Source organism: Flavobacterium sp. AC105 (assembly GCF_979258495.1).
The window spans coordinates 2,387,089-2,409,989 of the sequence record NZ_OZ409860.1 but is presented as its reverse complement, the minus strand read 5'-3'; the positions used below and the strand labels follow the sequence as shown (position 1 = coordinate 2,409,989).

Sequence of the window (22,901 nt, the reverse complement as noted above, 5' to 3'; positions counted from 1 at the left end):
AGCATATCGTCTTCATATTCATAATTTTAAAAAAACTACTTTTTCAAAACTAACAAAGGTTTTCCTTTCTCTACAATATAAGTCGCCAATTCAGCGGCATTTGCATTGCTTACATTTCGGGCAGAATGATTTTTTCCGGCTGGAATAAAAAGGACATCTCCGGCTTTGAGTGTTACGGGTTTTTCGCCTTCTATTTCGTATTCTAATACACCTTCAAGAACATAAATAATTTCTTCGCCGGGATGATTATGCATTCCGAAAGCAGCATTTGAAGCAAAATCTACACGAACCTGAATCGCTTCATGTCCGGGAACGCTGATATCATGGCGCTGAAGATCGGTACGTTTTATTCCGGATTGTTGGGCGGTGACAGATGTTGAAATGAAAAACAGGGCAAACGTAAAAATAGTAATAGTGCTGAATAGAAAATTTTGGAATGTTTTCATGGTTTTTATTTTTTATGATCCGTTAAGTATCTGAAATCATTTTGATTTCTACACCAAAGGTATTTTACTCTTGTGCTTTAACAATCTGTAATAGTGTGAAATGGGCGAAGTAAGAAGTAAAACGGACAATTGTTTGGCTGAACATTTATCCTAAAATAAAACAACCCTAAACAAAGAAGTTCAGGGTTGTGTTGATTGTGAAATGTTAGATGTGAATTGTAAATTGTAAATCGTAAAAATTATTAAACACATAGAAACTTAGATTTTTTTTGCGTTAGAAAAAGAAACACATTTCTTTAACATAGCAATACGCCAGAATTAATTTTTAATTTTAATTCTCAATTTTTAATTGTTTCCTAAGTGTTGGGTTTTGCATCCAATAAGTTTTCCAGTTTTTTGAGTTTTGCTCCCCAGAACGCATCAAAATAAGAAATCCATGATTGTAGTTCTTCAAAACCGTCTTTTTTTAAAGAGCAGTAACGCTCCCTTCCACTGTCTTCTATGGCAATAAAACCGGCAGTGTGCAAAATCTTAATGTGTTTTGAAACGCCGGGACGGCTCATCTCGAAATGATTTGCAAGATTATTGATTGTCATTCGATCTTCAGACAAAAGCATCAGCATTTTCCTTCTGCTGGCGTCTCCTATAACCTGAAAGGCATCAAGTGTTGGTGTGGACATCTGATTCTGCAATTATAAGATTATTGATTTTATCGAATTTTTTAGCCCAGCCATCGTTTAGACCGTTGTACATTTCAAGATGTTCTTCCTTATCGAAACCAGTGTGTTCCAGATAAACTTCTGTTCCTTTGTCTGTTGCGACCAATTTCCAGTTTACGGTCGTATTAAGCGTGATTTTCCCCTCGCCTGGTCCGCTGCTCCAGGAATACGAAAGTTTTTTAAAAGGTTCAATTTCCAATACCTTGCAATAGATATTGCCATCGAAATTAAGGCTTGCAACCGGTCCTGTTTTAAACACGAAATCGGTTCCGACTATTGGTTGAAAATTATTTTTCATAAGCCAAAGTTCCATTAGTTCCGGCTTCGTTAGATATTCCCAAACTTTTTCAGGAGAATGAGAAAAGAAATACTGATGTTTGATACTTTTTTCCATAATACGTAACTTTTAAGTTACACAAATATATAAGTAACTTTTGAGTTACGCAATTTTATTTGGATAAAAATTGAGATAAAATTTTCACATCAATATTTTACTGGTTTCTTCTATAAGCGATTGCATTAAAACATCGGCTTTTTTATGTTTCAGGATTGGAGCAATTTGTCCGCTCCAGAATAACATCATGTCCCATTTTTCCTGATTGATAGCAGCAGTTCTTAAAGGTGACATTATGGTGGTTTGTAACGGAAAAGGCAATAGTTCTTTTCCGGCAGCTTCTTTGGCAACTGTATTGCGGATTCCTCGTCCTAACCGTCCTGTAAAGGCGCGTGTTAGTGTGGTGTATTTTGCAGCATCAGAAAACAACATTTCTTTATGAACAGGCAATGCGCCGGATTCATCGCAGGCTAAAAATGCGGTCCCGATCTGGGCGGCGTCTGCACCTAAGGTCAGTGCTGCGGCGATTCCCTGAGCGGTTGCAATTCCCCCTGTTGCGATAACAGGAATTTTTACTTTTTCACGAATCAGCTGAATCAAAACGAAAGTTCCCATGATTGATTCTTCGGCGGAAGCCAAAAAAGAAGGACGATGCCCGCCAGATTCAAATCCTGAAGCCGCAATGATATCTACTCCCGCAGCTTCCAGAAATAAGGCTTCATCGACTGTTGTTGCAGAACCGATAGTTTTGATTCCGCGTTTCCTACATTCTTCTAAAATATCGGGAGGAGGTACGCCAAAAACAAAACTGAAAACTTTAGGACGAACATCCAATATTACCTGAACCTGATTTTCAAATCTGGATTTAAAAGGCGCCGGTTTCTGCGGAAAAGGAATCTCTACAGCATCAAAATAAGGCTTTAGAATTTGCTTTGTATCTTCAAAATGAGCATCCGAAATTCCGTCTTTTGGAACATCAGTATCGGAAACCCACAAATTGATATTATACGGTTTATTAGTTGCGGCTTTTATCTGCTTATCGACTTCGTATATTTCATGAGTCTCTAAAGTATAAGCTCCGTAACCGCCTAATCCGCCAGCGTTAGAAACTTTGGCAAGAAGTTCAACCGTAGAAAGTCTTCCGCCAAAAGGTCCTTGTAAAATAGGATAATCAATCCCGAGCATTGCTGTTATTTTTGTATTGTACCACATAATTTTAGAGTTTATGGTGTTACATCTGTTAGCATTTTATTGACAATAAGCCATTTACCATCAATTTGATGAAACGACAATATATCATAATAGTTGAAGTCGTACATTTTTACTTTAACCTCGGCTACAGCTATGGAATTTACGACTTTTATCGAAATAATGTTGCCTTTAAATGGCTTTCCTGAATCTTTTGGACTCTGACGATTTTTTACGCCGTCCAGATATTGATCGAGTGTTTTCGCGTAAGGCTGTCCTTTTATATCTCCAAATAACAAAGTTCCTTCATTAAAAATTTGTTTCAAAAGGTTGAGGTCGCCATCATAAAGTCCGCCGAAATAATATTTTTCTAAGGCTTGTTCAATGCTCGTTTTGTCTTTTTCTATAGTTTCCATCTTTTGGTTGTTTTGTGCTATTATGCCCTGAAAACTCCAGAGCATAAAAGCAGTTAATAGAATAGTTTTCATTTTAGTTTATTTTTTATTTTCTCGCAGATCTTGCAGATTTGGCAGATTTTTATTTTTGATCTCTTTAATCCTAAGATCTGTGGCTTTAATTTAAACACATAAAAACATAGGGTTAAATGCTGTATAGAGACGTTTCACTTTACATTAATTCACATTAGTTTAGCTCTGTGAAAAAGTATGCTTTCATTAAACTTCTAAAATTAAGATAGTCTGGAAAATCTATGTTTCTATGTGCTAATGCGATAGATTAAGAGGATTAAAAAGCTTATGAAATAAAAATCTGCAAAATCTGCAAAATCTGCGAGAAAAATATTTTAGCATTTTAGTTTAAATTATGCCCTGCTCCTTTTCCGCCATCAACGTTTATAATTGATCCGGTTATAAAAGTGCTTTTTGCAACGGTATACACCATTTCGGCTACATCATCGATTTCACCAATTCGGTTTAGCAAATGCAATCCTGCGCTTTGATCGGCATTGTCACCGTGCATTGGCGTACGGATCACACCCGGCGCAACGCGGTATTAACACGGATATTTTGTTTGCCAAATTCGGCAGCCAACTGAATTGTCAAAGCATGAATCGCGCCTTTGCTTGCAACAGGAGCCGAAGCCGGCCATCCGCCCAATCCGTGATTCACAAGTGGAGTTCCTATATTAATAACAACGCCGTCTTGTTGTTTCAGCATTTGCGGAATAACGGCCTGAGTCGTAAAATAAGTTCCTTTTAAATTTGTTTTCAGAAATTTATCCAAATAAGCTTCATCGACTTCAAGAAAAGGTTTGCTGTCAAAAATTCCGGCATTATTAACCAAAACATCTACAGATCCAAATTTTTCAAGTGCAATTTTTACCAATTCTTCGCCCGTTTGTTTGTTGCTTACATCACCCGCAAACATCGCAAGATTTTCTCCGGCTCCAAATTCGTTGAACGTTTTTTCAAGATTATCCGGCGTAAATGAATTAAGGACCACATTATCGCCTCTGACCAAAAAGTATTTTGCAATTCCTTTTCCTATTCCCGATGCTGCACCGGTAACAATTATAGTTTGTTTTTTCATGATATTTATTTTTTATCGGCTGTAATGCCTTTTTCTCTTAATACAGATACTTGGTCTCCCGCATATCCCCAATCGTCCAGTTCTATTTCCTGAATAACAACATGTGTCAAATGCGGATCTTTGTTTAAGGTTTCTGTAATTAAATTCGTGATTCCTTTTATAAGAATTTGTTTTTGTTCTCTGCTAACGCCTTCACGCGTTAATTCAATTTTTACGTATGGCATGACTTTAGAATTAAGCTTTTTTAGCAGTTATTTGAATATTAAGATCAAAATCATTGTAGATTAAAGTATCGCCAAGATTAGTGAAGAAATTCCCGGAACGAAATTTCATTCCGTATTTAGTTCGGTCAATAACGATTTTTCCGGAAATGATTGTAGTGTCAATTACCGTATTTACATTCGCATCAAAAGCAACCGGATTCGTGATTCCTTTTATCGTTAAATTTCCTTCGATATGCGAAATAATATTTCCGGTTGTAACCGAAGTAATTTCAAAAATTGCTTCCGGATAATGTGCAGAATTAAAAAAATCATCCGAAGCCAAATGTCCTGCAAATTGCGCATTTGTATCAGGATCAGTAATATCCAGAATTTTGATAGCGGTCGTGTCGATAATAACTTTTCCTCCTGAAAGGTTTCCTTTTTCGAATTCGAATACACCTTCTTTTGTATTTATAGTACCGTTATGAGATCCGGTTACTTTTCTGCCAACCCATTCGATAGTACTGTTGGCGTTCTCTAATTTAAATTTTGTTGTTTCCATTTTTGTATGTATTTAAAAATTACATGACAAAGGTCAGCAGAAACAACAAGGAGCTTATGTGACCTGGATCACATTTAAAAATAGAAGCGATTTATGTGATTTAGGTCACATTTCTGGAATTGTACAATCGGCTTAAAGTTTCTCTTGAAACACCCAGATATGCAGCAATTAAATGTTTGGGAACATTATTATAAAGCGCCGGATATTGTTTCATCAAATCCTCATAACGATGTTTAACGTCATTATTCATAAAAGACAACAATCGTTTTTGAGCGGCAACATATCCTTTATTCGTTCGCCATCTAAAAAAATATTCAATCTGATGAATCTCACTGCAAAGTTTCTCGCGATCCTTACTCGACAAACAAAGCACTTCGGCATCTGTAATGCAATCGACATTAATTGCCGCTTTTGATCCGCTGTAAAGTGCATCATAATCCGAAGCCCACCAGGTTGGCATCGCAAACTGAAGAATGTACATTTTTAAACTATCATTGATATAAAAAGACTTTAGAAATCCGTTAATCACAAAATATTCGCAGTCAATATTTTCTCCGGCCGTAATAATACTTTGCCCTTTTTTGAAAGACATCGGTTTAAAATGCGAGAAAAAATAATCAAGCTCCACGTCAGTTAACGTGATTGTTTTAGAGAGATATTCTTTAAAGATTTCTTTGTGCTGCATAGTTACAAAGGTAAATATTTCAATTACAATTCTTTTTTGTATTTCCGATTTCTAATAATAAAACTTTTTTTCAGGAGCTAATCCCGCTCCCGAAGCCTCGGGACTATCGGGGCTAAGTCATTCATTTTCAAAACAATATTTCGTTTAGTTTGTCATCCTAAGGAAAGACTCACTAAATAGCACCTACAACAAATCCGACAGTTTTAAAAACCTGTCGGGTTTACTATGCGCAAAGAATTTTACTTCGGAAAATAACTTCCTTTAATCACAAGTTTAACCGCACCAATTGCAACTCCAAGAACTACAATATTCATCAAACAAAAAATAATCAATGCCAATATAGAAACCGCAGCATCAGTCGTTTTTAAAGCAAAAATTGAAAGTCCCTAAGATAATGTTGCAATCCCAAAAGTATACGCCCAATATCCCGGAGCAAAAGCCTGTTCCTTTAGCCATTTTAAAGCAAAAGTTATAGCAACAAAAATAAACAAGGCATAACCCATTAAACCATAAACAATTGGAATGCTTAAATTATCTCCCGACAAAACCTGATACGCAACAAATACAACAACCGCCGGTGCCATATAAATTCCCATAAAGTTTCTGGTTTTAGCGTTAAGTCCGCCAATTGTAAGCTGTTGCATAATTACCGAATCCATAATGAGCCAAGAGATAAGACCAATTCCCAGAAGTGCAAATCCGTAATTTGTATAGCCCAATAATCCTGCTGCAAGCGCATTTACCAAAATACTTGCCGTAAAAGTCAGGAACAAAGATGGCGTAGTTTGTTCTGCCTGACGTTCTTGCGTCCAAAGTGTTGAAAGGCGGTAAGCACCGTAAATAAGATTTAATATAGAACCAATCCAAAACAAAGAAATTGCAATAGATTGGCTGTAAATATGAATTGCGATTGCCATTAATATGATAGATTCCGGAATCAAACCCAGAAACGATGATTGTACAGGATCGTTAAATTCAGTTATCGCTAATTTTCTGTGCTGAATCCATTTGTTTGCATACAGCATCAGCCACCATAAAAACGAAATTACAGCTAATCCTTCCAGAACTTCTCCAATATAAAAAGGCAAATTCCATAATTGAGTTGCATTTCTCCAGGCGTTTCCGGTTTCTGCCAATCCTAATGTCATGGCAAAAAATGATGCGGGCGCAATTGGCAATGTAAACTTTTGTTTCTGATACTCTTGTGTAACTGTTTTGTCGATAATTTTCTCCATTATTTTCTCCATTACTAAATTATTTGATTTAACTTTGAGCAAAATTATACTGATTTAACTAAATTTAAATAGTAACATTTTTCGTCATTTTAGTAATATCATGTTATGGCAAAAAATAATCTCTATCTTCCTTACGAAGTCATTTTTAAAGAAATAACAGAATCACTACATACAGAAGTCGGCAATAATTTCTTTGAATTACTTTATATTGTTTCCGGAAGAGGCGTTCAAACCATCAATGAAAACCGACTTTCTTATGAACCCGGACATTTGTTTTTGATTACTCCTGCCGATTCTCATTCATTAGAAATAAAGAGTTCAACTACCATTTTTCAGTTGCGTTTTACGGACATTTATATTAAAAACGGGCCTTTTACATCCAATAATCTTTATAAACTCGAATATATACTGCAACACGCTAATCATCAGCCCGGATGCATTTTAAAAAGAATTACAGATAAAAACCTCGTTCATCCGGTTATTGAAGCAATCAAGCATGAATGTTACAATCCAACATTATATAATACAGAACTTATTCAGTTATTGATTAATACTTTGATTGTCATTATTGCCCGAAATATTTCTGAATATCTTCCGGAAAACATCAACAAACAATCAGACGGAAAAGCACATACTCTTCTCGAATATATCCAAACTCATATTTACGAACCCGAAAAACTGAGTGTAACAGTTATGAGTAAAAAATTCGGAATTTCTGAAACGTATCTTGGTCGTTATTTTAAAAAACAAGCCAACGAAACTTTACAGGATTACATTTCAAAATACCGGATAAAACTGGTCGAAAACCGGCTTTTATATAGTGATTTGCGCATTGGCGAAATTGCAAACGAACTGGGCTTTAATGATGAAAGCCATCTCAACAAAATCTTCAAAAAACATCGGGGCATTACTCCATCTGCCTTTAGAAAAAATCAGGCGAATTAATTGGATTGAATAAAGCGCTTTAATAATTTTTCTTCCAACTCAAAAAAAATAATTAATAAAAGAATGTTCATTCATTTATTATTATATCTTTGTCAAAAAATTAGTGATGAGGTTAAGAGATGTAGACAAAGAAAAACTGGTTATTGCAAATGCTATTGACCAGATAGTTCAGGATGGATTTCAAGGTTTCAGTATGAACAAGCTTGCAAAAGCCTGCAATATTTCGGTAGGAACGCTTTATATCTACTATAAAGACAAAGACGATTTGATCCAGCAAATTGGTGCGGCGGTGGCACTCGATTTCTTTACAGGGACGGTTAAAAACTTTTCGCCGGAAATGCCTTTTGCAGAAGGATTGTGGAGACAATGGGAAAACAGGGCTGAATTTGCCATGAAACATCCAAAGCAGGTTGCATTTTTTGAAATCATTAAACATTCGCCACACGCAGATGCTATCTTAGATTCGATCGAAGAATTTTCTACATTCAGGAAAATCATGACGCAATTTATAGACAATTGTTTGCACAACAATGAACTTTTACCTATGACTTTTGAAGCCTTTTGGTCTGTTGCCTACGGACCATTATATACTTTATTAAATCTGCATTCCGAAGGTAAAAGCATGGGCGGAAAACCTTTTACACTAACAAAACCAATAATGAAAGAAGCTTTTCAAGCAACCTTAAAAGCTTTAAAACCTTAAAATCATATGGAAATTGATCTAAATAATATCCATGTTTTTAAAACAGATATTAAACAAACAGACAAAAATCTGGAAATACAAAAAGCACTCGACGAAAACTCAGAAATCATACAATGGAGCATTGATTGTGAAGATATTGACTGCGTGCTGCGTATTGTTTCAGAAACACTTGACCCTGACACAATCATAAGCATTGTGACAAAACTTGGCTACGATTGCCAGGAATTAACCTAACCGAAATATACATATTCAAATGGAAAAAACAACAATAGAAATTGCCCCTTTTACCTCTCATCAAAAATTTATTATCGCCATATTGGCACTTTTGCAATTTACTGTTATTCTCGATTTTATGGTAATTTCCCCATTGGGAGATATCCTGATGAAAACGCTTGATATGACAACCGCAAATTTTGGCTTTGCTGTTTCGGCATATGCTTTCAGCGCCGGGATTTCAGGATTGCTTGCTGCTGGTTTTGCAGACAAATTCGACCGTAAAAAACTCCTTATTTTCTTTTATACAGGCTTTATTCTGGGAACTGTTTTCTGCGCGCTTTCTGCCAATTATGAAATGCTGCTTTTAGCCCGAATCGTAACTGGTCTTTTTGGCGGCGTTATAGGTTCTGTTTCTTTGGCAATTGTTACAGATTTATTCGTGATTCATCAAAGAGGACGCGTTATGAGTTTCATACAAATGGCGTTTGCAACAAGTCAGATTTTAGGAATTCCCGTAGGACTTTATTTCGCCAACAATTGGGGATGGCATTCGGCTTTTATTATGATTGCCGTTTTAGGAATCCTGATTCTTATCGCGATTCTTTTTATCATGAAACCAATAACCAAACATTTAGAATTACAATCCGATAAAAATCCGTTTTTACACCTTTGGCACACCTTAAGCAACAAACGTTATCAGGTTGGTTTTGCAGCGATTGCATTTCTTTCTGTTGGAGGTTTTATGCTTCAGCCTTTTGGGAGTGCTTTTTTGGTAAATAACATTCACATTAGCCAATTGCAATTGCCAATGGTATTTTTCTTCACCGGACTTTCAGTATTATTCATTATGCCATTAATTGGAAAACTGAGTGATAAAATCAGTAAGTTTAAATTATTTGCTGCAGGATCAATAATTTCTATCATTATGATTTTAATTTATACCAACCTTACTCCTATCCCATTATGGGAAATTGTAGTCATCAACATGATTCTTTTTATGGGAGTTATGAGCCGTATGATTCCTGCAACAACGCTAAATACAGCTATTCCTGAAATGAAAGATCGTGGTGCTTATATGTCGATAACATCATCATTACAGCAAATTGCAGGCGGAATTGCAGCTGTTTGCGCCGGATTTATCGTGCATCAGGAAACAAAAACATCTCCTCTGGAAAACTATGATATTTTAGGATATGTAATTGCAATTGTAACACTTTGCTCAATAGGTTTAATCTGGCGGGTAAATCAATTGGCAAAACCAAAAGATACCGATGTGGTTGTAGAACATCCTATAGAAATCTAACTCAATTTTTCTAACTCAGACGGCAGGAAATAGTATGGTACTTTTTAAAGTTCTATATTGTTTTCCTGCCGTTTTTTTGTTTACGTAAATTCATGTCAGCATTTCTAATGTCCGTTTTGACGTTTAAATTGTCCGTTTCGATAAAATTCTGATATTTTTTAAATCGCTGATGCCGCAAATTTGTCCCATAAATAACTTAAAAAAATCAGAAATCATGAACACAAAAACTACAAAAATTATTTATTGGACAGGAATCGTATTAACTTCTTTATGGTTTGGCGCCAGCGGATTTTTCGAACTTACTAAAAATCCATTAGTATGGGGAATCACACAACAATTGGGTTATCCAGCACATTTTATTTACATCCTTGGCATATTTAAACTTGCCGGAGTTATTACTTTATTGATTCCAGACAAATTATTAAGATTGAAAGAATGGGTATTTGCCGGAGTTTTTTTCGACATCATTTTTGCCTTCTTTTCTAAACTTGCTGTTTTGGCTTTCGCCGATACTATAGATGCAATAATTGCTTTTATCATGGTAAGTGTAACTTATTTTATGTTTAGAAAATTGTATACGGCAACTTACAGTATAAGCTAAATTTTTTAATTGCCACAAAGTCACAAAGTCACAAAGCTTTTTTTCCTGCTTTGTGGCTTTTTTTTAGGCCTTCATTTAAACATTATTTATTGTATTTAATCAAACAAAGAATCTAGAAATATTTAAATGTTATGTTTCACGCAGATTTAAAAAGATTTAAGCAGATTTAAATTTCGAAATCACTATTAATCTGCCTAATCTGCGTGAAACAAATTCATACTAATCATTTTAATATTTGGCTTTAACAAAAAAAACTTTGTGCCTTAGCGACTTCGTGGCAAAACCCTCACGAGCTTTTAAACAAATAAATTTGAGCTTTTCAACAAACTTAGCAACTGCACTTCTAACGTAATTTTGTCCTGAACATTTAAATACAATTACAATGAATAAAACATGGTTTATTACAGGAAGTGCCCGCGGATTAGGACGTAGTCTTACAGAAGCAGTTTTAGAAAGTGGCGATAAAGTAGCAGCAACTGCCAGAGATATCAATCAGTTACAGGATTTAAAAGAACGTTATAACGATCAGATATTTCCGTTAGCATTAGACGTAACCAATTACGAACAGGTTTATGCGGCAGTTGATACGGCTGTAGAGCATTTTGGGCGTATTGATGTATTGGTAAACAATGCCGGATTCGGAATTATTGGCGCTGCAGAAGCTTTTACAGCTGAGCAGGTTCGCAGTCAATTGGAAACCAATTTATATGCGCCAATCGAAATTACCCGCGCCGTATTGCCTTATATGCGCAAACAAGGTTCGGGCAGAATTTTACAAATTAGTTCTGTAGGCGGACGCGTTGGTAATGCAGGTTTAACGATGTACCAGGCAGCAAAATTTGGCCTTAGCGGATTTACCGAAGCTTTAGCCAAAGAAGTTGCGTCATTAGGAATTTTTGTAACAAGTATAGAACCAGGCGGATTCCGTACAGATTGGGCCGGCGCATCTATGACATATGCAGCTGAAATTGAAGGTTATGATTTGATAAAACAACGTACCGATTTCTTTAAAGCAGGAAATTTTATTCCGGTTGGAGATCCAGAAAAAGCCGCCAAAGTTATGGTTGATTTAGCTTCTCATCCAAATCCACCAATGCATCTTGTATTGGGAAGTGAAGCCATTGGTATTCTAAAAGCTGCTGATCAGGAAAGACAACAAGAAATGGAACAATGGCTTGATGTAAGTTTATCTACAGATCATGACGATTCGCAAAAATCTATGGACATGAGTCAGGCTAAATGGTTTGCGGGGAAAAAATAAATTTTAGCAATGGCAAAAATCAATTTCAATGGCAATATCAAAAAGCAATAGATAGCAATAACAATAAAATCAGATCGTATTTATAATTTTATAAGTACTGTCTGATTTTTTATAAATTTGTATATGACTAATTTTAAATCGAATAAAAATCCGTCGCCTATCGCCTACTCCTGCTATTATACGCAGAACCGGGAAGGCGAACAATTTGCTGCTGAACATGTTTTTAGCTATCAGATTTCAGGTACTTTAACTTTAAAAAACGGCACGAAAGAATATATTTCCCAACCGGGAGATTTTCGTTTCATCAGAAAAAATCAGCTTATAAAGTTCCTGAAACAACCTGGCCCTGACGGCATTTTTCAGGCCATTTCAATTTATCTGGATCAGGCAACGCTTCGGAATTTTGCTATGGAATACAGTCAGAAAACGAATTTGATTAAAACACCGGAAACAGAAACCGTTTTACAATTAAAAGAAGTTCCGTTATTAAAAAGTTTTATGGATTCTTTAATTCCGTACATAAATGAAGATCAATTGATTAATCAGGATCTTCAGGCGTTAAAACTACGCGAAGCCATTACAATTATGCTGCAATGCAAACCGGAATTAAAAGATATTTTATTCGATTTTACAGAACCCGGAAAAATTGATTTGGAAGCTTTTATGAAAAAGAATTTCCATTTTAACGTGCAATTAGAACGTTTCGCTTATCTTACAGGAAGAAGTTTGGCTACTTTTAAAAGGGATTTTCAACGTATTTTTGATAATTCACCGAGCAGATGGTTGCTGCAAAAAAGATTACAGGAAGCGTATTATCTTATCAAAGAAAAAGGGCATTCCCCATCAGAAGCGTATCTTGAAGTTGGTTTTGAAGATTTATCGCATTTTTCATTTGCTTTTAAAAAACAATTCGGAATGCCGCCTTCGAAGCTTATTTAATTTTTGTTTCAGGTTTTCTTTGTTTCAGGTTTCAGGTTTCCGCTCATTTGTCTTTGCGGGTAAATTTTAAAAATCCATAATGTACCATTCGCCCCTTAATATGGACGGTTGAGCCTTTTTCCTTTTAAATAACGATTATGTTGGTTTTACCTTTGATAAAAATATAAATTTAAAAACATAATCTTATGAAAAACACACTTTTAATAGCTCCGTTAATCGCACTTACCAGTCTCTTTTTTCTCAATTGTTTCATGTTTCCGGACAGTCATGAAGAATTAACCGGAAAATTAAAATCCCAAAAAATCAAGTTAGAAACAACGAATGAAAATGGTTTTGCCGTTGTAGAACTTTTTACTTCCGAAGGCTGTTCAAGCTGTCCTCCTGCCGATGAATTGATGGCGAAATTGCAGGAAGAAACCAAAGACAAAAACATTTATTTTCTGGCATATCATGTTGATTATTGGGATCGTTTGGGCTGGAAAGATCAATTTAGTTCGAACAAATTTACAAATCGTCAACAAAAATATCAGGATTGGCTGAAGCTGTATGTAATGTACACGCCACAGTTTGTCATTAACGGAACTACGGAATTTGCAGGTTATAACGAAACAAGTCTTTCTAAAAAGATTTCTGATGCTTTAGAAACGAAACAAATTTCAAATCTGGAATTGACGCAGACAAACTCTGATAAAGATTCACTATTTATAGATTTTAAAACAAATAATATTGAGAAAAACACAAGTTTATGTATTGCAACGATTCAAAAACATGGAATTACAAAAGTCGAACGTGGAGAAAATAGAGGAAATACTTTGCATCATGTTCAGATTGTGAGGGATCTTAAAAGTTTTCCATTAAATGGAAAAGAAAGCAAATTAACAATTGCAAAACCTTCTGATTTCAATACAAATGATTGGGAAATAATTGGTTTTATTCAAAATACTTCGACTGGAAAAATTTCCGCTACAGCGAAAGTTACTCTCAAATAAAAATTGGGAATTGCCCACGGATTTTACGGATTAAACGGATTTTCACTGATTATTATTTTTTAATAGTCAGTGATTTTTTTATGTCATAGATTTCACAAATTCTATTGATTAATCATTTGAATCCTTTAATCTGTGGCATTAAGTTTATCGGTTTTCTAACCAGCTTAAAAAAGCAGTTGCTTTGTCTTTTCCTACCAATAATTTTTCTTCGGTTGGAATTGTTAATTTGATGATTAATTTACGCGAGAAATAATGTTCTGCTTCTCTGATAGCCGAAAAATTAACCAAATATTGCCTGTTCATTCTAAAAAACTGAATTGGCGACAACAGTTTATGAACTTCATCAAGAGATTGTGCAATTTGGTATTCAGCTTTATCAAAAGTCATGATTGTTGGCGTTTCATTCTTGATATAAAAAAACGCAATATTCTCTGTTAAAACGGTTTGGTATTTATTGTTTTTAAAAACTAAAAAGCTGCTTTTTCCAGTATTTTCGCCCGTTCTGGTTAATAAATAATCAAAATCAGGCATCGCTTTTTTATTTCTTTGGAAGAAATTCTTCAATTCTCCTGCTTTTTTAATCGCCTGGGCAATACTTTCTCTTGAAAAAGGTTTTAATACATAATCAATTCCGTTTGATTTGAAAGCTTCAATTGCATAATCATCAAATGCTGTACAGAAAATTACAGGCGATAAAACTTCTACGTTTTTGAAAATTTCAAAGCATAATCCATCTGCAAGCTGAATATCCATAAAAATAAGATCGGGCTGGTCATTCTCTAACAAATAATCCACAGCGCCTTCTATACTCTGTATATACGACAAAATTTGGGCATCTGGCCGGATACTCAATATAAGCTGACCAAGTGCTTTGGCCGTTTTTACTTCGTCTTCAATTATTATGATAGTCATAAATCATGGGTATTTTTACTTTGAAAATAGTTTCGTTTTTCTCAATTTCAATTTCTTTGTGAATCAAATGCATAAAGCGCTGATTGATATTATCCAAGCCTACGCCCGTTGATAATACGCCTCTTTTTAATTGTATTTTATTTTCGATTACTACAAAATCTCCTTCTGAATATAGTTTGATTACTAAAGGTTTATCGAGTGAAACCACATTGTGTTTGATGCAGTTTTCGATTAATAACTGAAACGTAAATGGTGGAACTGCTGAATCATATTGTCTTTTATCGACTTGGTTTTCCAGAACAAATCCGTCTTCAAAACGGGCTTTTAAAAGATAAACATACGAATCCAGAATTTGAAGTTCTTCCTTTAAAGGAATTAAATCCAGCTTCCGGCTTTCGAGCGTAAAACGATAAAAATCGGATAATTTCAGAATAAAATCAGAACTCTGAGGATCCTGAATATCCACCATCGATTTTAAGGTATTCAGGCTATTAAAAAGAAAATGCGGATTTACCTGCTGTTTTAAAAGTTCGTATTGTGCGCCCAGATTTACGGCTTTGGTGCGTTCTAATTCGACGCCCATTTGCTGGGTTTGATAATTTTGAAAAAGCAAATGCAGGAACATATAAACAATCAAATTAATTAAAACACCGCGCAATTCAAACATGATCGGAGCGTCCATTTTTGATATTTGAAAAAGTTCCTGATGTCCAATTACCAAAATAACCATGACCAAAATACCCATTATAACACTCAATAAAAGTTTCCAGTTGAATAACGTTTTATTGGTGCGCTGTGATGAAAATTTTGGCAAACTATAAATGTTGTAATACCATATAAAAATGGAAAATAACAACGTAATCGAAGCGTTTATAATAATGTCTCCAGGTGTTGAATCCGCATCGAATAATTTGGGTATCGAAGCAAGAATCGCCAATGCTATAGAACTTCCCCAAATTACCTTACGGGAAACCTGAAAGCGTTTTATTTTTTCCATTTTTAGGTGTGGTTTTTTTAATCTTGCTTTTTCAAAGATAGCATAATTTTAGAAGTTTTTTCTATTGAAAACTCGATTTACAATTGTAAAAATGATGTTTTTTATAGTTATTTTTTATATTCATTAATTACTTGAGATATTGTGCATAAAATATCTGATTATCAAAATATAAAACAATAAATATATAATTATTTAATTATGAATTAAACATTAATATTGCCTTTTGAAGGAGATAAAATTACCAATTATGATTGCGAAAAAATGGATTAAATCATATTCTATTTATAACTGGATAATTCTAAAAAGAAAATCTTTTGAAAAAGTATTTAAAACTGATTATTTTAGTCACCTTTTTTAGGATAGATTTAAAAAATAGTAAATCTTTAAATATCTGATTATTATAAAAATGAATAGGATTACTTAAACTTTTATTCCAACTATTTTAAACTTGTATTTGTTCCTTAAAAAACTACTATTTAGTTTCAGAATTATAGATTTGTATCATTTATACAATTTTTCTTTACACGTTATTGAAAATTATACTTACAAGGTTTTGAAAATCTTGCAGGAAGATAAAAAACCTCTTCAATTGAAGAGGTTTTGAAATTATTACATAATATTAATCGTCACGTTAATATTGCCTTTTGTGGCTTTAGAATACGGACAAGTTTGGTGTGCGGCATCTGTTAAAGCTCTCGCAGCTTCAGGATCTATTCCCGGAACGCTTACATTAAGACGCGCTTGCAGAGAATATTCTCCATCTGTTAAACATAAATCTACTTCGGCATCGACGGCAGTTTCTGTCGGAAGTTTGATTCCCATTTTTCCTGCTGCGATTCCCATTGCTCCCATAAAACAGGCTGACCATCCGGCTGCAAAAAGCTGTTCCGGATTTGTTCCCGGGCGTGAAGATCCCGGCGAACTCAATTTAATATTTAACTGATTATCTGAACTTTGAGATGCACCTTCACGCCCGCCTGTTGTGTGCGTTTTTCCTGTATATAATACTTGTTTCATAATTGTTGATTATTAATTATTAATTGTTGATTGTTAATTATAATGCGAGTTGTTGATTTATATTGAAATTTAAAATTTACTTAGTTACATCGATAATCGCTTGTGCAAATGCTTTTGGATCTTCTTGCGGAACATTATGTCCGATTCCTTTTAGAATTCTGTGTTCGTATTTCCCTATGAATTTGTCAGCGTACAGTTTTCCATCCGCGAAAGCGCCGTCAAAATCACTTGCTATTGTAATGGTTGGAACTTTTATTGCCGGTCTTGTGGCTAATTTTTTTTCTAAACTATCATATTTAGATTCTCCCGGTTCAAGTGATTGTCTCCATCTGTAATTGTGAATTACAATTGCTACGTGATCCGGATTATCAAAAGATTGTGCGGTTTGATCGTATGTTGCTTTGTCAAAATTCCATAACGGAGAAGCTATTTTCCAGATCAGTTTATTAAATTCATATGTATTTTGGCTGTAGCCGAGTTTTCCTCTTTCGGTAGCAAAATAATATTGATACCACCATCCTAATTCGGCTTGCGGGGTTAATGGTTTTAGGTTTGCTTCAAGATTTACAACCAGATAACCGCTCACAGAAACCAATCCGTTTAAACGTTCCGGCCAAAGCGCCGCCATAACTACGGCAGTTCTTGCTCCCCAATCGAATCCGCCAATAATGGCTTTGTCAATTTTTAAGGCATCCATAAAAGCAATAATATCGCTTGCTAATGCCGCTTGTTGTCCGTTTCTAAAAGTATCTTTTGATAAGAAACGTGTTGTTCCTGAACCTCTTAAATAAGGCGTAAGGACTCTATATCCTTTTGCCGCTAAAATGGGCACAACCTCATTATAACTGTGAATGTCGTAAGGCCAGCCGTGAAGCAATATCACCGGAGTTCCGTTTGAAGACCCTGATTCTGTGTAACCTACATTTAATAATCCGGCGTTTATTTGTTTTAAAGTTCCTAAAGAACTTGTTGTTATTTGTTTTTCTGATTGTGCATTTACAAATGTTATCGTAAAAAATAAAACTGCGATTAAAAGCATTTTATAAGCTGTTCTATTGGCAAAAGTGGTTTTGTTTTTTTGTGCTGTTTTCATGATTGTTATTTTTTAATATTTTGATTATTAGTTAATTTCTTCGTCAAAAGTATCCCGATAACAATCGTTGTACAATCAGAAAACAGCTCAAACGGACGAAGTAAAACCTGAAACGGACAATCTTAATTGTTAATTGTTGATTGTGAATTGTTGATTGTGAATTGTTGATTGTTGATTGTTGATTGTGAATTGTTAGTTGTTAGTTGTGAAATGCTTTAGATTATACTTTGTAATTTAACCGCAAAGATTTTTTTATACCAGATTTAGTGAAAACGCAAAAATCGCAAAGCTATACAACTTTGCGACCTTTGAATATCCCGATAGCTATCGGGATTGCGACCTTTACGGTTAAACCTGAAACTTGAAACCTGAAACAAAAATTTTAAGCCAAAACCATTCCGCCATCCATGATAAAATCGGCTCCGGTGATGAATTTTGAGGCTTCACTGCTTAAATACGAAACCATTTTGGCAACATCTTCTGAGGTTCCCATTTGTTTTAGGGGAATCGTATCAACAATAGCATTCATTAAAGTTTCAACTGCAGCGTCATCTAATCCTATTTTTTTCATTATTTCAGTTTCTGTTGGGCCCGGACTAACCGAATTCACTCTGATTTTTCTCGGTGCTAATTCTAAAGCTGCAATTTTTACTACAGAATTCAGAGCTGTTTTACTCGAAGAATAAATTGAAGTTCCTGCATAACTCATACTTGCGGTATTAGAAGAAAGAAATACAACTGAAGCACCATCCTTCAAAAGAGGAATAAATCTACTCAAAGTGAAATATGCGCCCTTAAAATTAATATCCATAACACTATTAAATAATTTTTCTGTTGCTTCTTCGATTGTTCCTTTGGTCGTAATTCCGGCATTTATAAACAAAATATCAATTGGTCCGAAATCGGCTTTTACTTTTGAAGCTAAATTTTCGATATCTGCAATACTGGATTGATCCGCAACGATTGACGTAACGCCAAGTTCTGAAGCTGCTTTTTCAATTGCTTCTTTTCTTCTTCCGGTAATAATAACTGTTGCGCCTTGCTCTTTTAATTGTTTGGCTGTTGCGTAACCTATTCCGCTGTTTCCGCCGGTGATTACGGCAACTTTATTTTTTAAATTGTCCATTTTTATGTTTTTAAATTAACGGGACAAAGTTAAATCTCAAAACATATTGCTTTTTTAGCAGTATCATAGAGTATACTGTTTTTCCATACATTTTTCCTCACCATATAAATAATATAAGTTCATTTAAAGTTGGATCGGTTTATTAATGTTTGGTTATATAATTATGGTAAAATATCAAACAATCTTATGTTTTCTTCTATAATTTATATGGTGAAAATTTTACATGATAAAAACTTAATTTCAGCGCAAGCTTATATTTCTTAAATTACTTATATGGTGAGGAAAAATATATGGCGAAAAAAAGTTTTTATATCTTAGTATAAAATAATAGCAATGGCACGAAATCAGAAAGAAGAAGTTCAGGCGCTTCAGGATACAATATATGTTTTGGGAGGAAAATGGAAATTGCCCATTATCAATTCTATTTGCAATGGCAATAACCGATTTAAGGAAATTCAGCAAAGCATTCCGGGTATAACTTCCCGAATGTTATCTAAGGAATTAAAAGATATGGAGTTGAATAACCTCGTAAAAAGAACCGAAGATCGCGATGCCAAAATTCCCATACTTTACGAATCTACTGATTATTGTAAATCTTTTGGGCCTATAATAACCGAGATGATCAATTGGGGAATTTCACATAGAAAACATATTAAAAGCCAGGTGGAAAAGTAAATTCCAAAAAATAAATTCCAAATTCCAATTAAAAAAGCCTTCGACTTCGCTCAGGATGACAGGGATCTCCGCCAGAAACTCGACAAAGAACAGCGATATTTGTTCCGAAATTCCGAGTGCTATTTCTTCTCTGCAGAAATGACAAGATTGTGGAAACTTTTCTACCAAAATCCAGAAATCCCTCATAACAAATATAATAACGGTTTTTATAAAATAATCTGCTTAAATCTTTTTTAATCTGCGTGGAACATAACCCAACGTATTTAAGGCTTTGCGAGATTATTTTAGATAGAAACCTATATTGAACAGCAAACTTAAATGTGAAACTTATCACAAAAAAATAAAAAAACTTGCATATATGACCAATCGGTCATATATTTGTACTCGTAATCTGAAAACGATCATGACAAAAGGAGAAGAAACCAGACAATTCATCATAGAAAAAGCAGCCCCGATATTCAATACAAAAGGGATTGCTGCAACGGCAATGAGTGATATTATGGAGGCTACCAAATTGTCTAAAGGAAGCATGTACGTTCATTTTGAAAACAAAGATGTCCTGGCTTGCGCCGCTGTAGATCATAATATGAAAGTTTTGGGAGACAAACTTTTACTTGAAATCAGTAAGAGCAAAACAGCAAAGGAAGAATTATTTACCTATATCAATTTCTTTAGCAATGCTGTAAATCCTCCCCTAACCGGCGGTTGTCCGTTATTGAATTTTGGAACAGAAGCTGATGATACTAATCCTGTTGTAAAAGAGAAAATCAATAAAGGCTGTAATGCTAATCAACAATTGTTGGCAAGCAGTATCAACAAAGGAATTGCCAACGGAGAATTTAAACCGGATTGGAATGCCGAAGAATTTGCCATAGTTATGTTTGCCATGATGGAAGGCGGTCACTTAATTTCAAGAATGTCCGGCAATAACGAGAAGATGAAAGTAATTACCAAAACCCTAAAATCTATTATAGAGGAAAACAGCCTATAATTTTTTTTTATCAAAAATATGACCGATAAGTCATTTTTAATGACAATTACAAAATTCAATAGCAAAAATCAATAACAATAATTCATAACTCATAATTCACAACTAATAATTCACAACTAATAATTCATTAACAATTTACAATCAACAATTAATAATTAAAAACACCATGTCAAAAACAATTTTAATTTCAGGAGCATCAAAAGGATTTGGAAAAGCCTGGACAGTAGCATTTTTAGAAAAAGGATATCAGGTAGCTGCAACAGCCAGAAATATAGATAGTCTAAACGATTTAAAAGCAAAATACGGCGATGCTATTTTACCTCTTACATTAGACGTAAACAATCGTGAAGAGTCATTTGCAATTGTACAAAAAGTACAACAGCACTTTGGCAAAATAGATATTTTGATCAATAATGCCGGTTATGCTTTAAACGGCGCTGTTGAAGAAGCGAGCGAAAAAGAAGCAAGAGCACAATTCGAAACCAATTTCTTTGGTACTTTATGGTTGACACAAGCGGTTTTACCTATTATGAGAAATCAAAAAAGCGGACACATTATTCAGGTTTCTTCTATTTTAGGAATTACTACTTTACCAAATTTAGGTCTTTACAATGCTTCAAAATTCGCTGTTGAAGGTCTTACTGAAACTTTGGCTTCAGAAGTAAAACAATTCGGCATCAACGTAACTTTGGTTGAACCAAATGGTTATATTACAGATATTTGGGGTAATGGATTTAATAGTGAAAGTATCGATGCTTATGACGGAATCAGAAAAGCCATTGCAGAAGGCCATGATCCTGATACTTTCGGGAAAACCGAAGCTACCGTACCAGCAATCATTAAACTGGTAGAGGCTCAAAATCCGCCTTTACGCCTATTTTTAGGAAAAGTGGCGCTTCCATTTGCAAAACAAACCTACGAACAAAAATTAGCCACATGGCAAGAATGGGCTGATGTTTCTGTAGCAGCTCACGGATAAATACATTTCTGATTTAGTTGAAAAAGGGTAAAGCTTTAGGGTTTTGCCCTTTTTTTATGTTTAGCAAATTATTTCTTAACATGGGAATTATGTAACATAAAAACGTAATTATATAAATCAATCCTAAATGATGACTTTACATTTATCAAAATTAATTACACTAATTAAAGATAAATCTTATGAAAATGCTGAATCTTAAAATTATTTTAGTAGTTTTTGGAATAATAATTTTGAATTCAAATTGTGCAATACATTGTGATGACCAAGACTGTGTTCGGGATAACAAATCTGAAACAGCCTTACATCATGCAAATTCATTGAACAACCTTATATTAGTAGATTAATAAGCCTACATTTTTTTTTAAGCTTGTTATTTATAGCAAGCTTTTTTTGACCCATAAAATCAAATTATCATGACAAAATTCTTACGCAATCCACCCAACTTCAATTATTTTTGTAGTGACAAATAGCAATTAAATATTGTCTTTAAAACCAAATAAACGACAAACAGAATAATTATGAAGTATAAAAACATTTTACAAATAGATGATGACTTTGATGATTGTGACTTCTTTCTGGAAGCACTTGCCGAAGTCTCTTCTGCTGCTTATACTGCTATTCATAACCCTATTCAGGCTTTGCAGCAACTTATAAATAGAGAAGTCCAGCCAGATGTTATTTTCCTCGATATTAATATGCCAATTATGAATGGAATCGAATTATTAGTTGAAATTAAAAAAAGAGAATTTATAAAAAACATTCCCATTATTATATTTTCGACCTCAATACCCTCAGAAGTAAAAGCTAAAGTACGCGATCTGGGTGCATCTGATTATTATGTTAAACCAAATGATTTCAATATATTAAAAAAACTTTTGGAGAATTTAATATAATAAAAAAAAGCCCGTATAACAGGCTTTTTCTAAACAGCTAAAAGTGCCATAAACTATTGAATACTATCTCTGGTAGTTTTAGTAGTCTTAGTAGTTTTAGTGGTTTTTCTCTTTTTCATCGGAGACTTGGTTGAATCTACCTTATGTGTTTTATCAACAGTAGATTTAGTACCTTGATGGCTTCTAATTGTATCTGATTGGGTGTTACCCTTGTTAGTAGACTTAGGAGTATCCTGTGCCGTTGCATATCCGATACAGCCAAGCATTGCGAATGTTACAAATAATCTTTTCATAATATTGATTTTTAAGTAATTAATAAATTTTAAACCGTGTTATATCGCA

General features: G+C 34.4%; 29 protein-coding genes. 12 read left to right on the top strand and 17 right to left on the bottom strand.

What is annotated here, in order from left to right:
• Window positions 1-35 precede the first annotated feature (35 nt).
• The 11 genes from ACZ0AH_RS10295 to ACZ0AH_RS10245 form a co-directional block, all read right to left on the bottom strand.
• Window positions 36-446, bottom strand: a complete 411-nt coding sequence (locus ACZ0AH_RS10295; RefSeq protein ID WP_463475713.1) for a cupin domain-containing protein — start codon at window positions 444-446, stop codon at window positions 36-38.
• Between the two features lie 356 nt (window positions 447-802).
• Window positions 803-1,126 (bottom strand): ArsR/SmtB family transcription factor, encoded by a 324-nt coding sequence (locus tag ACZ0AH_RS10290; RefSeq protein ID WP_463475712.1) that lies wholly within the window; start codon window positions 1,124-1,126, stop codon window positions 803-805.
• Entirely contained in the window at window positions 1,107-1,559 is a 453-nt protein-coding gene (locus tag ACZ0AH_RS10285) for an SRPBCC family protein (RefSeq protein ID WP_463475711.1), read from the bottom strand. Before ACZ0AH_RS10285 ends, ACZ0AH_RS10290 begins: the two co-directional genes overlap by 20 nt.
• Before the next feature lie 84 nt (window positions 1,560-1,643).
• Complete coding sequence (locus tag ACZ0AH_RS10280) at window positions 1,644-2,711, bottom strand: NAD(P)H-dependent flavin oxidoreductase (RefSeq protein ID WP_463475710.1); 1,068 nt, start codon at window positions 2,709-2,711, stop codon at window positions 1,644-1,646.
• Between the two features lie 11 nt (window positions 2,712-2,722).
• On the bottom strand, window positions 2,723-3,175 hold the full coding sequence (locus ACZ0AH_RS10275) for a nuclear transport factor 2 family protein (protein WP_463475709.1): 453 nt from the start codon (window positions 3,173-3,175) through the stop codon (window positions 2,723-2,725).
• A 322-nt stretch (window positions 3,176-3,497) separates the two neighbouring features.
• The gene (locus tag ACZ0AH_RS10270; RefSeq protein WP_463475708.1) at window positions 3,498-3,665 is read right to left on the bottom strand and encodes a hypothetical protein; all 168 of its coding nucleotides are present in this window, start codon (window positions 3,663-3,665) and stop codon (window positions 3,498-3,500) included.
• An 11-nt stretch (window positions 3,666-3,676) separates the two neighbouring features.
• On the bottom strand, window positions 3,677-4,234 hold the full coding sequence (locus tag ACZ0AH_RS10265; RefSeq protein WP_463475707.1) for an SDR family NAD(P)-dependent oxidoreductase: 558 nt from the start codon (window positions 4,232-4,234) through the stop codon (window positions 3,677-3,679).
• Window positions 4,235-4,239: 5 nt separating this feature from the next.
• Window positions 4,240-4,458, bottom strand: a complete 219-nt coding sequence (locus ACZ0AH_RS10260; RefSeq protein ID WP_463475706.1) for a tautomerase family protein — start codon at window positions 4,456-4,458, stop codon at window positions 4,240-4,242.
• 10 nt (window positions 4,459-4,468) lie between these two features.
• The gene (locus tag ACZ0AH_RS10255) at window positions 4,469-4,999 is read right to left on the bottom strand and encodes a YceI family protein (protein WP_463475705.1); all 531 of its coding nucleotides are present in this window, start codon (window positions 4,997-4,999) and stop codon (window positions 4,469-4,471) included.
• A 100-nt stretch (window positions 5,000-5,099) separates the two neighbouring features.
• Window positions 5,100-5,684 (bottom strand): Crp/Fnr family transcriptional regulator, encoded by a 585-nt coding sequence (locus ACZ0AH_RS10250; protein ID WP_463475704.1) that lies wholly within the window; start codon window positions 5,682-5,684, stop codon window positions 5,100-5,102.
• 386 nt (window positions 5,685-6,070) lie between these two features.
• Window positions 6,071-6,931, bottom strand: a complete 861-nt coding sequence (locus ACZ0AH_RS10245) for an SLAC1 family transporter (protein ID WP_463475703.1) — start codon at window positions 6,929-6,931, stop codon at window positions 6,071-6,073.
• A 93-nt stretch (window positions 6,932-7,024) separates the two neighbouring features.
• On the opposite strand from ACZ0AH_RS10245, the gene ACZ0AH_RS10240 reads away from it, so the two are divergent.
• From ACZ0AH_RS10240 to ACZ0AH_RS10205, 8 genes are all read left to right on the top strand, one after another.
• Window positions 7,025-7,864, top strand: coding sequence for an AraC family transcriptional regulator (locus tag ACZ0AH_RS10240; RefSeq protein ID WP_463475702.1), 840 nt, complete (start codon window positions 7,025-7,027; stop codon window positions 7,862-7,864).
• A 106-nt stretch (window positions 7,865-7,970) separates the two neighbouring features.
• On the top strand, window positions 7,971-8,567 hold the full coding sequence (locus ACZ0AH_RS10235; RefSeq protein WP_463475701.1) for a TetR/AcrR family transcriptional regulator: 597 nt from the start codon (window positions 7,971-7,973) through the stop codon (window positions 8,565-8,567).
• Between the two features lie 6 nt (window positions 8,568-8,573).
• On the top strand, window positions 8,574-8,801 hold the full coding sequence (locus tag ACZ0AH_RS10230; RefSeq protein WP_463475700.1) for a hypothetical protein: 228 nt from the start codon (window positions 8,574-8,576) through the stop codon (window positions 8,799-8,801).
• A gap of 19 nt (window positions 8,802-8,820) precedes the next feature.
• Complete coding sequence (locus ACZ0AH_RS10225; RefSeq protein ID WP_463475699.1) at window positions 8,821-10,086, top strand: MFS transporter; 1,266 nt, start codon at window positions 8,821-8,823, stop codon at window positions 10,084-10,086.
• A gap of 214 nt (window positions 10,087-10,300) precedes the next feature.
• Window positions 10,301-10,687: a DoxX family protein gene (locus tag ACZ0AH_RS10220; protein ID WP_463475698.1), complete on the top strand. Its 387-nt coding sequence runs from the start codon at window positions 10,301-10,303 to the stop codon at window positions 10,685-10,687.
• A gap of 382 nt (window positions 10,688-11,069) precedes the next feature.
• Window positions 11,070-11,948, top strand: coding sequence for an SDR family NAD(P)-dependent oxidoreductase (locus ACZ0AH_RS10215; protein ID WP_463475697.1), 879 nt, complete (start codon window positions 11,070-11,072; stop codon window positions 11,946-11,948).
• 123 nt (window positions 11,949-12,071) lie between these two features.
• Window positions 12,072-12,887, top strand: coding sequence for a helix-turn-helix domain-containing protein (locus ACZ0AH_RS10210; RefSeq protein WP_463475696.1), 816 nt, complete (start codon window positions 12,072-12,074; stop codon window positions 12,885-12,887).
• A 185-nt stretch (window positions 12,888-13,072) separates the two neighbouring features.
• A complete protein-coding gene (locus ACZ0AH_RS10205) occupies window positions 13,073-13,876 on the top strand; it encodes a DUF1223 domain-containing protein (RefSeq protein ID WP_463475695.1) in 804 nt (267 codons plus the stop codon).
• A 144-nt stretch (window positions 13,877-14,020) separates the two neighbouring features.
• Here ACZ0AH_RS10205 and ACZ0AH_RS10200 read toward each other — a convergent pair whose 3' ends face one another.
• The 5 genes from ACZ0AH_RS10200 to ACZ0AH_RS10180 form a co-directional block, all read right to left on the bottom strand.
• Entirely contained in the window at window positions 14,021-14,788 is a 768-nt protein-coding gene (locus ACZ0AH_RS10200; RefSeq protein WP_463475694.1) for a LytR/AlgR family response regulator transcription factor, read from the bottom strand.
• Window positions 14,769-15,785, bottom strand: a complete 1,017-nt coding sequence (locus ACZ0AH_RS10195) for a sensor histidine kinase (protein WP_463475693.1) — start codon at window positions 15,783-15,785, stop codon at window positions 14,769-14,771. Before ACZ0AH_RS10195 ends, ACZ0AH_RS10200 begins: the two co-directional genes overlap by 20 nt.
• A gap of 609 nt (window positions 15,786-16,394) precedes the next feature.
• Window positions 16,395-16,802 carry an organic hydroperoxide resistance protein gene (locus tag ACZ0AH_RS10190; RefSeq protein WP_463475692.1) on the bottom strand — a complete coding sequence of 136 codons (408 nt, stop codon included), beginning with the start codon at window positions 16,800-16,802 and terminating at the stop codon, window positions 16,395-16,397.
• 76 nt (window positions 16,803-16,878) lie between these two features.
• Window positions 16,879-17,895, bottom strand: coding sequence for an alpha/beta fold hydrolase (locus tag ACZ0AH_RS10185; protein ID WP_463475691.1), 1,017 nt, complete (start codon window positions 17,893-17,895; stop codon window positions 16,879-16,881).
• A 382-nt stretch (window positions 17,896-18,277) separates the two neighbouring features.
• Window positions 18,278-19,021 carry an SDR family NAD(P)-dependent oxidoreductase gene (locus ACZ0AH_RS10180; RefSeq protein WP_463475690.1) on the bottom strand — a complete coding sequence of 248 codons (744 nt, stop codon included), beginning with the start codon at window positions 19,019-19,021 and terminating at the stop codon, window positions 18,278-18,280.
• 333 nt (window positions 19,022-19,354) lie between these two features.
• On the opposite strand from ACZ0AH_RS10180, the gene ACZ0AH_RS10175 reads away from it, so the two are divergent.
• The 4 genes from ACZ0AH_RS10175 to ACZ0AH_RS10160 all read left to right on the top strand — a co-directional run bounded on the left by ACZ0AH_RS10175 (window position 19,355) and on the right by ACZ0AH_RS10160 (window position 22,559).
• The gene (locus ACZ0AH_RS10175) at window positions 19,355-19,696 is read left to right on the top strand and encodes a winged helix-turn-helix transcriptional regulator (RefSeq protein WP_463475689.1); all 342 of its coding nucleotides are present in this window, start codon (window positions 19,355-19,357) and stop codon (window positions 19,694-19,696) included.
• A gap of 358 nt (window positions 19,697-20,054) precedes the next feature.
• Window positions 20,055-20,687 (top strand): TetR/AcrR family transcriptional regulator, encoded by a 633-nt coding sequence (locus ACZ0AH_RS10170; RefSeq protein WP_463475688.1) that lies wholly within the window; start codon window positions 20,055-20,057, stop codon window positions 20,685-20,687.
• 166 nt (window positions 20,688-20,853) lie between these two features.
• Window positions 20,854-21,666 carry an SDR family NAD(P)-dependent oxidoreductase gene (locus tag ACZ0AH_RS10165; protein WP_463475687.1) on the top strand — a complete coding sequence of 271 codons (813 nt, stop codon included), beginning with the start codon at window positions 20,854-20,856 and terminating at the stop codon, window positions 21,664-21,666.
• 518 nt (window positions 21,667-22,184) lie between these two features.
• The gene (locus ACZ0AH_RS10160; protein WP_463475686.1) at window positions 22,185-22,559 is read left to right on the top strand and encodes a response regulator; all 375 of its coding nucleotides are present in this window, start codon (window positions 22,185-22,187) and stop codon (window positions 22,557-22,559) included.
• Between the two features lie 53 nt (window positions 22,560-22,612).
• Here the strand turns inward: ACZ0AH_RS10160 and ACZ0AH_RS10155 are convergent, their stop codons facing one another.
• A complete protein-coding gene (locus ACZ0AH_RS10155; protein WP_463475685.1) occupies window positions 22,613-22,852 on the bottom strand; it encodes a hypothetical protein in 240 nt (79 codons plus the stop codon).
• Window positions 22,853-22,901 lie beyond the last annotated feature (49 nt).